Origin of the sequence: Cellulomonas hominis, assembly GCF_901521055.1 — a bacterium.
Lineage (GTDB): Bacteria > Actinomycetota > Actinomycetes > Actinomycetales > Cellulomonadaceae > Cellulomonas > Cellulomonas endometrii.
Genome location: NZ_CABEGA010000010.1, coordinates 22,314 through 36,817, shown reverse-complemented (window position 1 = coordinate 36,817; position 14,504 = coordinate 22,314). Strand labels below are relative to the sequence as shown.

The 14,504-nt window shown below is 74.6% G+C and carries 12 protein-coding genes; 3 read left to right on the top strand and 9 right to left on the bottom strand.

The window, feature by feature from the left end; genetic code table 11:
• Positions 1–64: 64 nt before the first annotated feature.
• Both ilvD and KJP73_RS01815 read right to left on the bottom strand, forming a co-directional pair.
• Entirely contained in the window at positions 65–1,927 is a 1,863-nt protein-coding gene (gene ilvD, locus KJP73_RS01820; RefSeq protein WP_213281051.1) for a dihydroxy-acid dehydratase, read from the bottom strand.
• Between the two features lie 130 nt (positions 1,928–2,057).
• Complete coding sequence (locus KJP73_RS01815; protein ID WP_213281050.1) at positions 2,058–2,735, bottom strand: VOC family protein; 678 nt, start codon at positions 2,733–2,735, stop codon at positions 2,058–2,060.
• Between the two features lie 124 nt (positions 2,736–2,859).
• Between KJP73_RS01815 and KJP73_RS01810 the strand changes: the two genes are divergently transcribed.
• The 3 genes from KJP73_RS01810 to KJP73_RS01800 all read left to right on the top strand — a co-directional run bounded on the left by KJP73_RS01810 (position 2,860) and on the right by KJP73_RS01800 (position 6,039).
• On the top strand, positions 2,860–3,636 hold the full coding sequence (locus tag KJP73_RS01810; protein WP_213281049.1) for a MerR family transcriptional regulator: 777 nt from the start codon (positions 2,860–2,862) through the stop codon (positions 3,634–3,636).
• Between the two features lie 294 nt (positions 3,637–3,930).
• Positions 3,931–5,292 (top strand): cryptochrome/photolyase family protein, encoded by a 1,362-nt coding sequence (locus KJP73_RS01805; RefSeq protein WP_213281048.1) that lies wholly within the window; start codon positions 3,931–3,933, stop codon positions 5,290–5,292.
• A gap of 180 nt (positions 5,293–5,472) precedes the next feature.
• On the top strand, positions 5,473–6,039 hold the full coding sequence (locus KJP73_RS01800) for a DoxX family protein (protein WP_213281047.1): 567 nt from the start codon (positions 5,473–5,475) through the stop codon (positions 6,037–6,039).
• Positions 6,040–6,141: 102 nt separating this feature from the next.
• Here the strand turns inward: KJP73_RS01800 and KJP73_RS01795 are convergent, their stop codons facing one another.
• The 7 genes from KJP73_RS01795 to ligA all read right to left on the bottom strand — a co-directional run bounded on the left by KJP73_RS01795 (position 6,142) and on the right by ligA (position 14,468).
• Positions 6,142–6,687 carry a GNAT family N-acetyltransferase gene (locus KJP73_RS01795; RefSeq protein ID WP_213281046.1) on the bottom strand — a complete coding sequence of 182 codons (546 nt, stop codon included), beginning with the start codon at positions 6,685–6,687 and terminating at the stop codon, positions 6,142–6,144.
• A 183-nt stretch (positions 6,688–6,870) separates the two neighbouring features.
• Positions 6,871–8,382, bottom strand: coding sequence for an Asp-tRNA(Asn)/Glu-tRNA(Gln) amidotransferase subunit GatB (gatB, locus tag KJP73_RS01790; protein ID WP_213281045.1), 1,512 nt, complete (start codon positions 8,380–8,382; stop codon positions 6,871–6,873).
• Positions 8,379–9,893 carry an Asp-tRNA(Asn)/Glu-tRNA(Gln) amidotransferase subunit GatA gene (gene gatA, locus KJP73_RS01785; RefSeq protein WP_213281044.1) on the bottom strand — a complete coding sequence of 505 codons (1,515 nt, stop codon included), beginning with the start codon at positions 9,891–9,893 and terminating at the stop codon, positions 8,379–8,381. Before gatA ends, gatB begins: the two co-directional genes overlap by 4 nt.
• Before the next feature lies 1 nt (position 9,894).
• Positions 9,895–10,191: an Asp-tRNA(Asn)/Glu-tRNA(Gln) amidotransferase subunit GatC gene (gene gatC, locus KJP73_RS01780; RefSeq protein WP_213281043.1), complete on the bottom strand. Its 297-nt coding sequence runs from the start codon at positions 10,189–10,191 to the stop codon at positions 9,895–9,897.
• A 62-nt stretch (positions 10,192–10,253) separates the two neighbouring features.
• A complete protein-coding gene (locus KJP73_RS01775) occupies positions 10,254–10,667 on the bottom strand; it encodes a pilus assembly protein CpaE (RefSeq protein WP_213281042.1) in 414 nt (137 codons plus the stop codon).
• Positions 10,668–10,719: 52 nt separating this feature from the next.
• Complete coding sequence (locus KJP73_RS01770; RefSeq protein WP_213281041.1) at positions 10,720–11,991, bottom strand: GNAT family N-acetyltransferase; 1,272 nt, start codon at positions 11,989–11,991, stop codon at positions 10,720–10,722.
• A complete protein-coding gene (gene ligA, locus KJP73_RS01765) occupies positions 11,988–14,468 on the bottom strand; it encodes an NAD-dependent DNA ligase LigA (RefSeq protein ID WP_249669015.1) in 2,481 nt (826 codons plus the stop codon). Before ligA ends, KJP73_RS01770 begins: the two co-directional genes overlap by 4 nt.
• Positions 14,469–14,504 lie beyond the last annotated feature (36 nt).

Genomic DNA, 14,504 nt, shown 5'->3' with positions numbered 1-14,504 from the left:
CGCGTGGCGGTCCGGAGTCTCGCCCCGGGGCACGGGTCGTCCCCCGGGGCGGTCCGGCGAGGTCTCAGCGGCGGCGGATCCGGCTCACGTCGCGCACCGCGCCGCGGTCGGCGCTGGTCGCCATCGCCGCGTACGCCTGCAGCGCGGGCGAGACGTAGCGGTCCCGGTCGACGGGCTGCCACGGGTTCTCGCGCGCCTCCATCTTGGCGCGGCGCTCGGCCAGCACCTCGTCCGGCACGTTCACGCGGATCAGGCGGGTCTCGACGTCGATCTCGATCTCGTCGCCGTCCTCGATCAGGCCGATGGTCCCGCCGGCGGCCGCCTCGGGGCTCACGTGCCCCACCGAGATGCCGCTGGACCCGCCCGAGAACCGGCCGTCGGTGATCAGTGCGCAGACCTTGCCCAGGCCGCGGCCCTTGATGAACGACGTCGGGTACAGCATCTCCTGCATGCCGGGGCCGCCTGCCGGGCCCTCGTACCGGACGACGACGACGTGACCCGGCTGGACCTCCTTGCGCAGGATCTTGTCGACCGCCTCGTCCTGCGACTCGCACACGAGGGCGGTCCCGACGAAGTGGAAGACGTCGGGGTCGATGCCCGCGGTCTTGATGACGGCGCCGTCCTCGGCGAGGTTGCCGCGGAGCACCGCCAGGCCGCCCTCGACCGTGTACGCGTGCGGCACGTCGCGGATGCAGCCGGCCGCGCCGTCCGTGTCCAGGGACTCCCACACGTTCGAGGTGGAGAACGCCTGCGTGGTCCGCACGCCGCCGGGCGCCGCGTGGAACAGGGCGACCGCCCGCTCGGTGGCGCGGCCGCCGCGGATGTCCCAGTCGTCGAGCCAGGCCCGCAGCGTGGGCGTGTGCACGCTCGTCACGTCGTGGTCGAGCAGGCCGCCGCGGTCGAGCTCGCCGAGCAGCGCGGGGATGCCGCCCGCCCGGTGCACGTCCTCCATGTGGTAGTCCGGATGGTTCGGGGCCACCTTCGCCAGGCACGGCACGCGGCGGCTGATCGCGTCGATCTCGGCCAGCGTGAAGTCGACCCCGGCCTCCTGCGCGGCGGCGAGGATGTGCAGGACGGTGTTGGTCGAGCCGCCCATCGCGACGTCGAGCGTCATGGCGTTCGTGAAGGCGGCCTTGGTCGCGATGCCGCGCGGCGCGGCCGTGTCGTCCTCGTCGTCGTAGTACCGGCGCGCCAGGTCGACGATCGTGCGCCCGGCCTCGAGGAACAGCTCGCGGCGGGCGCTGTGGGTCGCGAGGGTCGAGCCGTTGCCCGGGAGCGACAGACCCAGCGCCTCGGTCAGGCAGTTCATCGAGTTCGCGGTGAACATGCCGGAGCACGAGCCGCAGGTGGGGCACGCGTTCTCCTCGACGCTGGCCAGCGCCTGGTCGGACACGTCGTCGTCCGCGGAGTAGTTGATCGCGTTGATGAGGTTGAGGTGCGTCTTCGCGACGCCGTCGGCCACCACCGCCTTGCCGGCCTCCATCGGCCCGCCCGACACGAAGATGACCGGGATGTTCAGCCGCAGGGCGGCGTTCAGCATGCCGGGGGTGATCTTGTCGCAGTTGGAGATGCACACCAGGGCGTCGGCGCAGTGCGCCTGGACCATGTACTCGACCGAGTCGGCGATCAGGTCGCGGCTGGGCAGGGAGTAGAGCATCCCCGCGTGGCCCATCGCGATGCCGTCGTCGACCGCGATGGTGTTGAACTCCTTCGCGACGCCACCGGCCTCCTGGATCGCCGACGCCACGAGGTCGCCCATGTCCTTGAGGTGCACGTGCCCGGGGACGAACTGAGTGTACGAGTTCGCGATCGCGATGATCGGCTTGCCGAAGTCCTCCGAGCCCATGCCGGTCGCACGCCACAGCGCGCGGGCACCGGCCATGTTGCGGCCGTGGGTCGAGGTACGAGAGCGCAGCGGACGACTCACGTGGAAGCTCCTTCAGCAAGCAGGGCGGCACCGCGGCGGCGACGCGCCGTCACGGTACGTCCGCCCAGGTCGCCGGCGCCTCGCCCGTCCGTCCTGTGATCGACCAGCCCGCGAGACGGCGCCGCGCTCGTCACCCCTGGCCCCGCGCCTGCCACGTGCACACGCACGCCTCGTTGCCCTCCGGGTCGGCGAGGACCCAGAACGCCGGCGCGCGCCGGTCCGAGACGAGCGTGCCGCCCGCGGCCAGCGCGGCGGCGACCCGGGCCTCGGCCTGGTCGTGCGGGACCGTGACGTCGACGTGGATGCGGTTGCGCTGCGGGCGGGGCGCGTCCATCTGCTGGAACCAGTAGCCGGGCCCGAGCGCCCCGGGATCGGCGAGCACGTGGTCGTCCGGGTCGGTGCCGGCCTCGGTGACGTAGCCGAGCACCGCCCGCCAGAACGGCGCGACCGCCGGGATGTCGAGGGCGTCGATCGCGACCTCCTGCGTCGTGAGCAGGCCCGGGTCGCCCACGAGGCCGAGCTCATCGGCGACGCGGGTGACCGCGGCGGCCAGCGCGAGGTCACGCTCGGTGAGGCCGTGCGCCGTCGCGGTCGTGGTCCGGACGTGGACCTGGTCCGGGCGCAGCACGAGGTCCGGCTGCGCGCCGACCTCGCGCGCGGCGTCGGCGACCCGGGTGACGAACGCGGCCCCCGCGGCCAGGTCGGGGGTGCGGAAGGCGGCCTCCAGCCAGATCAGCAGCACCCGCCAGTGCCGCGGGTCCACCCGCTCCGTCGCGGCGCCCGGTCCGATCACGTCTGCGGAATCCATGTCCGGAGCATGCCAGCGCCCTCCGACACGGCGACCAGAGCAGCGCTTGCGGTTGACGCGACGTCAACGCCTACCGTCGGGTGACGACGGCGGAGACGCCGCCGTCGGAGGCGAGGAGCGGAGCATGACGACCGACGCGGAGCGGTGGACCACCGCCGAGGTGGTGCGCCTGTCCGGCGTCACGTCGCGGACGCTGCGGCACTACGACGCCATCGGGCTGCTGCCCCCGGCCGGCACGACGCCGGGCGGTCAGCGGGAGTACGGGCGCCGGGAGCTGCTGCGGCTGCAGCAGGTGCTGGTGCTCCGGGAGCTCGGCGTCGGCCTCGGTGCCATCGCCGAGATGCTCGCGGACGCGCCCGACGGGTCGCCCGGGCTCCAGGCCGGGCGGCTGCGCGAGCACCACGCCTGGCTGCTGGCGGAGCGGGACCGGTTCGACCGGCTGGCCCGCACCGTCGCCTCCACCATCGAGTCCCTGGAAGGGGGCGCTGCCATGCCGGCGGAGCAGATGTACGACGGGTTCGACCACACGCAGCACGAGTCCGAGGCCCGCGAGCGCTGGGGCGACCCGGCGGTGGACCGCAGCAACCGGGCGTGGGAGTCCATGTCCGCCGCGGAGCGGGACGCGCACCAGGGCGAGGGCCGGGCGGTGAGCGAGCGGCTCGCGGGGCACCTCGCCGCCGGGACGCCCGTCGACGACCCCGCCGTCCGCGACCTCGTCGCCCGGCACCACGCGTGGGTCGCGCGGTTCTGGACCCCGGACCCCGAGGCGTACCGCGGGCTCGGCGCGATGTACGTGGACGACGCCCGGTTCACCGCGACCTACGACGCCGTGGCGCCCGGGCTCGCGGTCTACCTCCGGGACGCGATCGACGCCCACGCGGACGACGTGGCCGGCGCCTGACCACCCCCGCGCACATCGGGACCTACGGCCCAACCGCGGCGGGGCCCCGCGCGGCAGGCTGGGTCAGGTGCCGGACCACCGGCCGTCTCTCCCCCGGGGCGGCCACCGGGCCACAGGCTCGCGGTCCGCTCCGGTCACCTGGCGACGACGACCAGTCACCAGGGACCCCGGTCGAGGCACCATCGGCTCATCGCCCGGGCCGGTGGTGCCTCGATCCCTGCCCGGCCGCTCCACGCCGGCAGCTCGGGGTCGGGACCGCTCGCGGCCCGCCCGCAGCCTCGTTACCGTCGCCGGGTGACCGCCATCCACTGGTTCCGCCGCGACCTGCGCCTGGGCGACAACCCGGCCCTGCACGCGGCGGCCGGGACGGGCGACGTGCTGGCGCTGTACGTCATCGACCCCCGGCTGTGGGCCTCCGCCGGCGCACCGCGGCGGGCGTACCTCGCGCGGAGCCTCGCGGCCCTCGACGCCCAGACCGGCGGCCGGCTGCTCGTCCGGCACGGGGACCCGCGACAGGTCGTCCCGGCCGTCGCCCGCGAGGTGGCGGCCACGGCGGTGCACGTGGCGGCGTCCTACGAGCCGTTCGGGCGCCGCCGGGACGACGCCGTCGAGTGGGACCTCGAGGAGGCCGGCGTCCCCCTCGTGCGCACCGGCTCCCCCTACGCCGTCGCGCCCGGTCGCGTCCGCAACGGGTCCGGCGGCGACTACAAGGTGTTCACACCGTTCCGGCGGGCCTGGTCCGAGCACGGCTGGCGGGCTCCCGCACCCGACGCCGCGACGACCGCGGCGACGGTCACGTTCGTCGACGGCGGGCGTGGCGACCGGGTGCCGGACGCGCCGGTACCCGACGGGATGACCCTGCCGGAGGCCGGGGAGCCGGCGGCGCTGGCCCGGTGGGCGGAGATGCTCGACGGGCCGCTGACGCGGTACGCGACCGAGCGCGACCGCCCCGACCTGGACAGCACCTCCCGGCTGTCCGTCCCGCTCAAGTGGGGCGAGATCCACCCGCGCACCCTGCTCGCCGACCTCGCCGGGCGCGGGGGCGACGGCGCCGAGACCTTCCGCAGCCAGATCGCGTGGCGCGAGTTCCACGCCGACGTCCTGTTCCACCACCCGGCGGCGCGGCGGGAGTCCCTCACCCCGGTGGTGCCCGAGAGCGTGTGGGTGAACGGCAGCACAGAGCAGGACCTGCTCGACGCCTGGGCCGCCGGCCGCACCGGGTACCCGATGGTCGACGCGGGGATGCGGCAGCTGCTGGCGGAGGGCTGGATGCACAACCGCCTGCGGATGCTCGTCGCGTCGTTCCTGGTCAAGGACCTGCACGTGCGCTGGCAGCGCGGCGCCGACCACTTCCTGGCGTGGCTCGTCGACGGCGACGTGCCGCAGAACCAGCTCAACTGGCAGTGGGTCGCCGGCACCGGCCGCGACGCCTCCCCGTACTTCCGGGTGTTCAACCCCGTGACGCAGGGCGTGAAGTTCGACCCCGCGGGCCGGTACGTGCGCCGCTGGGTCCCGGAGCTGCGGGACGTCCCGGGCAGGGCCGTGCACGAGCCGTGGAAGCTGCCGCGGTCCGCGGCCCCCGACTACCCCGACCGGATCGTCGACCACGCGACCGAGCGCGCCGTCAGCCTGGGGGCGTACCACTCGCTGCGCTGAGGCCTCGGCGCGCGTCGCGGGTCGCGGTGGGACGTCGGTCCCGCCCCTGCCCCTCCCGGACGGCGGTGCAGGCCTGCGCCGCCGAAGATCGGGACCTTCGACCCGGGCGCGGCCGGCCGGCCCGGAGGACATTGGGAATGTAGTCACAAGGCGACATCCCGACGACACGAAGGCACGATCATGACCGCCACAGCCACTCACCGCACCGACGCCGGATCGGTGACCGTGCGGACCCAGGAGGACATCGTCACCACGGTGAAGGCCCGCCGCTCGCTCGCGGTGCTCCGCCTCGCCACCGGGTTCATCTTCCTGTGGGCGTTCCTCGACAAGACGTTCGGCCTCGGCTACTCGACGCCGTCGGAGAAGTCCTGGCTGAACGGCGGGACCCCGAGCCAGGGCTTCCTCAACAGCCCCGCCGTGATCGGCCCCTTCAAGGACCTCTTCCAGTCGATCGCCAGCCCCGCCACCGACGTGCTGTTCATGCTCGGCATGCTGGGCGTCGGCCTCGCGGTGATGCTCGGTATCGGCGTCCGCGTCGCCGCGTGGGCCGGCTCCGCGATCATGCTGATGATGTGGGCCGCCGAGTGGCCGCTCACCTCGGGCTCGACCAACCCGGTGATGGACTACCACATCATCTACGCGCTCGCGCTGGTCGTCGTGGCGTTCACCCTGGCCGGCGACACCTGGGGCCTCGGCCGCCGGTGGCGCGAGCTCCCGCTCGTCCGCTCGCACGCCTGGCTCCGCTGACCGACCCGGCGAGCGCACCGCTCACCGCCCGACCACGAGGCGCCGGTCCCCCCTCCGGGACCGGCGCCTCGTCGCGTCCGGCACAGCGACGGCACCGAGGGGTCAGTCCGCCTGCCGGGCGCGGTACTCGTCCTCGAGCATCGCCATCATGATCCCGTCGCACCAGCCCTCGCCGTCGCGGTACGCGTCCCGGCGGCGGCCCTCGACCACGAAGCCGATGTTCTCGTACAGCGAGTGCGCCCGGGCGTTGATGCTCAGCACGTCCAGCTCCACGCGGTGCAGCCCGATCCCGTCGAACGCCAGCCCGAGCACCAGCTCGATCGCCTCGGTGCCGTACCCGCGTCCGCGGTAGCCGGGGCGCATCACGAGGCGCAGGTTCGTCGACCCGACCACCTCGTCGATGTCGGTCAGCACGATCTCGCCCAGGTACTCGTCCGAGCCGTTCGCCGTGATGGCCAGGTCGATCCGGCCCTCCTGCTGCGAGACGGTGGCGCACCAGGCGTCGATCTGCGCGCGGGTGTAGACGGTCGTCGTCCCGGTGGTGCGCCGCCCGTCCGGGTCGTTCACCATGTCCCACATCGCCGGGGCGTCCTCCGCCCGGATGGGTCGCAGGTGGATCATCTCGCCCTCGAGCGTGGGCTTGTCCATGGGGCCTCCCGTCGTCCACCCGATGCTAGGCACTGCGGGTGACCGGGATGTTTCGGCGCGTGGCCCGCAGGCACGCGCCGCGCGCACGACCCGGCCGCGCGACCCGCCCGCACGACGACGGCGGTGCACCCCCGCGAGGGTGCACCGCCGTCGTCGTGCGCCGTCGTGCCGGCGCCGTCGTGCTCAGGCCTGGGCGACGCGCTCCAGCACGAGCTCCCGGACCCGGCCCGCGTCCGCCTGGCCGCGCGTGGCCTTCATGACCGAGCCGATGATCGCGCCGACCGGGCCGAGGTTCCCGGACCGGATCTTCTCGGCGATGTCGGGCTGCGCGGCGAGCGCGGCGTCGATGGCCTCGAGCAGCGGGCCGTCGTCGGACACGACCTCCAGCCCGCGCGCGACGACGACCGCCTCGGGGTCGCCCTCCCCCGCGAGCACGCCCTCGAGCACCTGGCGGGCCAGCTTGTCGTTGATGCGGCCCGCGTCGACGAGCTGCTGGAGCTGCCCGATCTGCGTCGGCGTGATCGGCAGGTCGCCGAGCTCGACGTCCTGGGTCTTGGCGGTCCGGGCGAGCTCGCCCATCCACCACTTGCGCGCAGCGGCCGGGCTGGCACCCGCGGCCACCGTGGCCTCGATGAGCTCCACCGCACCGGCGTTGACCACGTCGCGCATCTCGGCGTCCGCGTAGCCCCAGTCGCCCTGGAGCCGGCGGCGGCGGGCGGCGGGCAGCTCGGGCAGGTTCGAGCGGATCTCCTCGACCCACGCGCGGTCCGGGGCGATCGGCACCAGGTCGGGCTCCGGGAAGTACCGGTAGTCCTCGGCGTCCGACTTCACGCGGCCGGCGGTCGTGATGCCGGTGTCCTCGTGCCAGTGCCGGGTCTCCTGGACCACGGTGCCCGCGGCGTCCAGCACGGCGGCCTGCCGGCTGATCTCGTACCGCACCGAGCGCTCGACCGACCGGAACGAGTTGACGTTCTTGGTCTCCGTGCGGGTGCCGAGCGGTGACGTGGGCGTCGGGCGCAGCGACACGTTCACGTCGGCGCGCACGTTGCCGCGCTCCATCCGGGCCTCCGAGACGCCGAGCGACCGGAAGATGTCCCGCAGGGTCTGCACGTACGCGCGGGCGACCTCGGGGGCGCGCGCACCGGCACCGACGATCGGCTTGGTGACGATCTCCACGAGCGGGATGCCGGCGCGGTTGTAGTCGACCAGCGAGTACTCGGCGCCCTGGATCCGGCCGGTGGAGCCGCCGACGTGGGTGTTCTTGCCCGCGTCCTCCTCCATGTGGGCCCGCTCGATCTCGACGCGGAACACGGTGCCGTCCTCGAGCTCGACGTCCAGGTAGCCCTCGTACGCGATGGGCTCGTCGTACTGGGACGTCTGGAAGTTCTTCGGGACGTCCGGGTAGAAGTAGTTCTTCCGGGCGAACCGGCACGACTCGGCGATCTGGCAGTTCAGGGCCAGGCCGATGCGGATCGCGTACTCGACGGCGGTGCCGTTGACCGCGGGCAACGCGCCCGGCAGGCCCAGCGACACCGGCGAGACGGCCGTGTTCGGCTCGTCGCCGAAGGTCTGCGGCGCCGCGTCGAACATCTTGGTGCGCGTGCCGAGCTCGACGTGCACCTCGATGCCGATGACCGGGTCGAACCGGGCCACGGCCTCGTCGTAGTCGACCAGGTCGACGGTCTGGGCGGTCACTCGGACACCTCCAGCTCGGGGGCCTGCGCCAGCAGCGGGCCGCCCCACTTCTTCTCCAGCAGCGCCTCGAGCGCGGCGCCCACGCGGTACAGCCGGTCGTCCGCCTTCGCGGGGGCCAGCACCTGGAACCCGACGGGCAGGCCGTCGTCCGACAGGCCGCTCGGCAGCGACAGGCCGGGGATCCCGGCGAGGTTCGCGGGGATCGTGGCGACGTCGTTGAGGTACATCGCGAGCGGGTCGTCCAGCTTCTCGCCGAGCTTGAACGCCGTGGTCGGCGCCGTCGGCGAGACCAGGACGTCCGCGGCGGAGAACGCCGCCGCGAAGTCCCGCTGGATCAGCGTGCGGACCTTCTGCGCACTGCCGTAGTAGGCGTCGTAGTAGCCGGCCGACAGGGCGTACGTGCCGAGGATGATCCGGCGCTTCACCTCGTCGCCGAACCCGGCGCCGCGGGTGGCGGCCATGACGCGCTCGGCGGTGACCGGGCCCTCGCTCGGCTCGACCCGCAGGCCGAACCGCATGCCGTCGAACTTCGCCAGGTTGCTGGAGGCCTCGCTCGGCAGGATCAGGTAGTACGCGCCGAGGGCGTACTCGAAGTGCGGGCAGGAGACCTCGACGATCTCGGCGCCCGCGCCGCGCAGCAGCTCCAGGGACTCCTGGAACCGCGCGAGCACGCCCGCCTGGTAGCCCTCGCCCTGCAGCTCGCGGACCACGCCGACGCGCACGCCCGTGAGGTCGCCGGTCGCACCCTGGCGCGCCGCGGCGACCAGGCCGGGCACGGGCTCCGGGATGGAGGTCGAGTCGCGCGGGTCGTGCCCGCCGATCAGCTCGTGCAGCAGCGCCGAGTCGAGGACGGTGCGGGTGACCGGACCGGCCTGGTCGAGGCTGGACGCCAGGGCGATGAGGCCGTAGCGCGACACCGAGCCGTACGTCGGCTTGACGCCGACCGTGCCGGTGACGGCCGCGGGCTGCCGGATCGAGCCGCCCGTGTCGGTGCCGATGGCCAGCGGGGCCTCGTACGCCGCGACGGCGGCCGCGGAACCACCGCCGGACCCGCCGGGGATCCGGTCGAGGTCCCAGGGGTTGTGGGTGTCGCCGTACGCGGAGTGCTCCGTGCTGGAGCCCATCGCGAACTCGTCCATGTTGGTCTTGCCGAGGATCGGCAGGCCCGCGGCCTTGATCCGCTCGACCAGCGTGGCGTCGTACGGCGGCACCCAGCCCTCGAGGATCCGGGAGCCCGCCGTGGTGGGCAGGCCCTTCGTGACGACGACGTCCTTGACGGCGATCGGCACGCCGGCGAGGGCGTGCAGCTCCTCGCCCGCGGCGCGGCGGTCGTCGACCTCACGGGCCGTGGCGAGCGCCTCGTCCCCCGAGACGTGCAGGTAGGCGTGCACGACGGGCTCGACGGCGGCCATGCGGTCCAGGTGCGCCTGGGTGGCCTCGACGCTCGACACCTCGCGTGCGGCGAGCCGCGCGGCCAGGTCGGCGGCGGACAGGCGGGTCAGGTCGGTCATGTCACTCCTCCCCGAGGATCTGCGGGACGAGGAACTTGCCGTCCTGGGCCGCGGGGGCGCCCGCGAGCACGTCGGCCTGCGCGAGCGGCTGCTCGGGCACGTCGGGGCGGAACACGTTGGTCATCGGCAGCGGGTGGCTGGTGGCCGGCACGTCGGGCGTGGCGACCTCGCTGACCCGGGCGACCGACTCGACGATCACGTCGAGCTCGCCGGCGAGGCGGTCGAGCTCCTCGGGGGTCAGGTCGATCCGCGCCAGGCCCGCGACGCGCGCGACCTCGTCACGAGAGAGGGAGGACATGCCCCGAGTCTAGACGCGCGGGGGCCGGTCGCCGCCGCCGTCCACAGGCCCGGTCCGCGGGGTCAGACGCGGGCGGCCGAGACGAGCGCGAGCACCGCGTCGGCGTAGGCGTCGGCCGCCTGCTCGGCGGCGAACGAGCGCTCGGGCTGGCCCGGCAGCTCCACCACGACCAGGTAGGACCCGTCGAGCGCCCGCGCGAGGCTGCGGAAGGTCCCGCCCAGGAGCTCGCGCAGCTGGTCCTCGCGCGGCAGCCACACGGCGTCGTCCTGGGTGACGGAGTCCAGCGCCCACTCCGTCGTGCCGTTGAACCCCAGGACGGTGCCCGTCGGGTAGGCGTGCGGCTCGATGGTCATCTCGCTGATGGTGAAGACCTCGCCCGCGAGCGCCGGCTGCTTCAGCACGAACCGGTCCCCCGAGCGCGGAGTCCACCGCAGGCCCGCCGCCTGGAGCGCCTCGGCGCGGTCGATCGCGATCATCGGCCCAGTATGGTGCGCGGTCCCCGGCGTCGCCCGGCGTGCACCGACCGGCTCAGCGCTGCCAGTACGCGTACCGCTCGGCGGGCCCGAACCCCTCCCCCGCGTACAGGTCGGCGGCACCGTGGTTGGCGACCTCCACCTGCAGGAAGGCGCGACGGGCACCCCGGTCGGCGGCGGCCCGCAGCGCCGAGCGGGTCAGCAGCCGCCCGAGACCGCGCCGGCGGGCCACCGGGGCGACCACCAGGCACGACAGACCGGTCCAGTCCTCGGCGAGCGCGGCGCGCAGCACCCCGAGCACCGCCCCGTCCGGGCCCGTCGCGGTGACGTACAGCGCCGGGGAGCCGGTGAGCACCCGCCGGGCGACGCCCTGGTCGACCGCGTGGCCGGCCGCCTTGACGTCGAGCCAGCCCGCGAGCCAGGCGTCGTCCGGCCGGTCCGCGACCCGCACCCGGACGTCCGGGCCGGTGTGCACCTCGACGGGCGGCGCCGCGACGAGGTCGCGCACAAGCACGTCGGTCGCCGCTACCGACGCGTAGCCACGCTCCGCGAGCACGTCGGCGAGACCGGCCGGCGCCGCCGAGCACACCCGCACGACGGACGGCTGCCCCGCGGCGGCGTACCGCTCCTCGACCCGGGCGAGCGTCGCGCGGACGTCCGCGGGCGCACCGAGCGGGAGCACGCTGTTGGCCCGCCGGGTGAACCCGGCCGACAGACCCAGGCGCCAGCCGTCGACGACCTCGGTCGCCGCCGGGACCCAGGTCGCCGCCTCGACGAGCGCACCGGGCGCCGCCGGGGGCTCCCACGTGAGCACCCGCACGGCGATCGACTCGTGCGCCCAGTCCCGCGCCGGGGCCGCCACCAGGCCGAGCCGGTCGTACAGGCGCCGGGCCGCCGCCATCTCGTCCAGCGTCGACAGGACCACGCGCCGCGCCCGCCGCGCGACGGCCTCACGCAGGGCGGCGGTCATCAGGCGCTCCGCCACTCCCCGGCGCCGGGCCTCGGGCGCGACGGCGAGCATCCGCAGCTCGAGCTCGCCGGGCTCCGCGATCTCCGCGTACGACGTCCCGTACGGGGCGAGGGTGATCGTGCCCACCACCACCTCGGGAGCCGCCGGGCCGCTCGCGGTGACCGGGGCGTCCGGGTCCGCCGGCACCGTCGCGACGAGCAGCACGGCCTCCCGGGCGCGCTGCGCCGCGTCGCGGAGCTCGGTCTCGTAGTCCTCGTCCAGCGCGAGCAGCCCGTCGGCGCGGTACGCCTCCGCCGTGAGCGCCCCCGCCTGGTCGTACTCGTCGGGCCGCGCGACGCGGAGGTGCACGCCGGTCACGGGGTCTCGTCCGTCGCCGCCTCGTCCGCGGCCGTCTCGTCCGTCGCCGCCTCGTCCGCGGCCGTCTCGTCCGTCGCCGCCTCGTCGGCGGCAGTCTCGTCCGCGGGCAGGTCGCCCACCCCCGCCGGGCCCTGCGCCAGCAGCGCCACGAACCCCGCCTCGTCGAGGACCCGGAGCCCGAGCTCGCGGGCCTTCGCCTCCTTCGAGCCGGCGTTCTCCCCGACCACCACGTAGTCGGTCTTCTTGGAGACGCTGCCCGACGCCTTGCCGCCGCGGGACAGCACCGCCTCCTTGGCCTGGTCGCGGCTGAACCCCTCGAGGCTGCCGGTGACGACGACCGTGAGGCCCTCCAGCGTCCGGGGCACCGACTCGTCGGTCTCGTCGCGCATGACCACGCCGGCGTCGCGCCAGCGCCGGACGATCTCGGCATGCCAGTCCTCGGCGAACCAGTCGACGATGGAGTCGGCGATCGTCGGGCCGACGCCCTCCACGGCGGACAGCGTCGCGCGGGCGTTCCCGGCGTCGGCGAGCACCTCCTGGAGCGCGTCCATCGACCCGAAGTGCTGCGCGAGGGCGCGCGCGGCGGTCGGACCGACGTTGCGGATGCTCAGCGCCACGAGCACCCGCCAGAACGGCTTGGTCTTGGCCGCGTCCAGCTCGTCCAGGAGCGTCTTGGCCTGCTCGGACGGCACCTCCTCGTACGGGGGCAGGGACTCCCCGCGGGCCTCGGCCTCGCGGCGCGCCTTGACGCTGAAGGTCAGGCGCCGGCGGAACGGCGTCCGGCGGCGCACCACGCCGTCGTCGTCCACGCGCGGCTCCCCGGACTCCGGGTCGCGGACCACGACCTCCACGCGCTTGAGCAGCGCGAAGCTCCGCTCCCGGACGCGCTCGCGCTCCTCGGGGGTGGCGTCGGCGGGCCACGCGACGAGGTCGAAGAGGTCCGCCTCGTTCACGACCGGCGGGGTGTCGGGCACCTCCGGCTGCGTTAGCGCCGCGGCCGTCACCTCGCCGAGCGCCTCGATGTCCAGCGCCCCCCGGGAGCCGATGTGCTCGACGCGGCCGCGCACCTGCGCGGGGCACGTCCGGGCGTTCGGGCACCGCAGGTCGACGTCGCCCTCACGCATGGGACGCAGCGTCGACCCGCACTCCGGGCACTGCGTCGGCATGGTCCAGTCGGTGCGCGGGTAGCCGTCGTCCGCGAGCGCCGACACCGGGCCGACGATCTCGGGGATCACGTCGCCGGCCTTCCGCAGGACCACCATGTCCCCGGGCCGGACGCCCTTCGCGGCGACGACGTCCTTGTTGTGCAGGGTCGCCATCGCGACGGTCGAGCCCGAGACCCGCACCGGCTCCATCACGGCGTACGGGGTGACCCGGCCGGTGCGACCGACGTTGACCTCGATCGCGAGCAGCCGGGTGTTGACCTCCTCCGGGGGGTACTTGTACGCGATCGCCCACCGGGGCGCCCGGCTGGTGGCGCCGAGGCGCCGCTGGAGGGCGATCTCGTCGACCTTGATGACGATGCCGTCGATCTCGTGCTCGACCTCGTGCCGGTGCGCGCCGTAGTGGTCGATCATCTGCTGCACGCCGGCGAGCCCGGGCACGACCCGGCTGTGCGGCGAGACGGGGACGCCCCAGCCGGCCAGCAGGTCGTACACCTCGGACTGCCGCTCGAGCCCGGCGGCGCGACCCGGGCCCCAGCGCAGGGCGCCGATGCCGTGGGCGTACATCTGCAGCGGCCTCCCGGCGGTCACCCGCGGGTCCTTCTGGCGCAGGGACCCCGCGGCGGCGTTGCGCGGGTTGGCGAACGGCGCCTTGCCCGCCGCCACCTGGGCCGCGTTCAGCCGCTCGAACGCCGCGACCGGCAGGAACACCTCCCCACGCACCTCGATCTGCTCGGGGTGCGTGGCGGGGTCCCCGGCGAGCGTGTCGGGGATGCTGCCGATCGTGCGCACGTTCAGCGTCACGTCCTCGCCGGTGCGCCCGTCGCCACGCGTGGCGGCGCGGACCAGCCGCGCCGGGCCGTCCCCCGTCCGCTCGTAGAGCAGCGCGATCGCCAGCCCGTCGATCTTCAGCTCGGTCAGGTAGTGCAGGCCCGCGTCCGCGGACCGCTCGAGGTCCCGGTGGACCCGCTCGGCCCACGCCGCGACGTCCTCCGCGGAGAACGCGTTGTCGAGCGAGAGCATCCGCTCCACGTGGTCGACCGCCCGGAACTCCGTCGAGAACGTGCCTCCCACGTTCTGCGTCGGCGAGTCGGGGGTACGCAGACCGTAGGCCGGGTACGCGTCCTCGAGGGCCTCGAGGCGGCGCATCGTGACGTCGTACTCCGCGTCGCTCGCCAGCGGCTCGTCCCGGACGTAGTACGCGAACTGCAGCTCGCGCACCCGGTCCGCCAGGTCCGACCAGAGCTGGCGGGCCGCCGCCTCGTCCAGACCGGCGTCGTCGGGGGTCGTCGTCTCGGCTCGTGTCGCGTCCACCGGCACATCATGCCCCGCAGCGCCGACACGTACCCG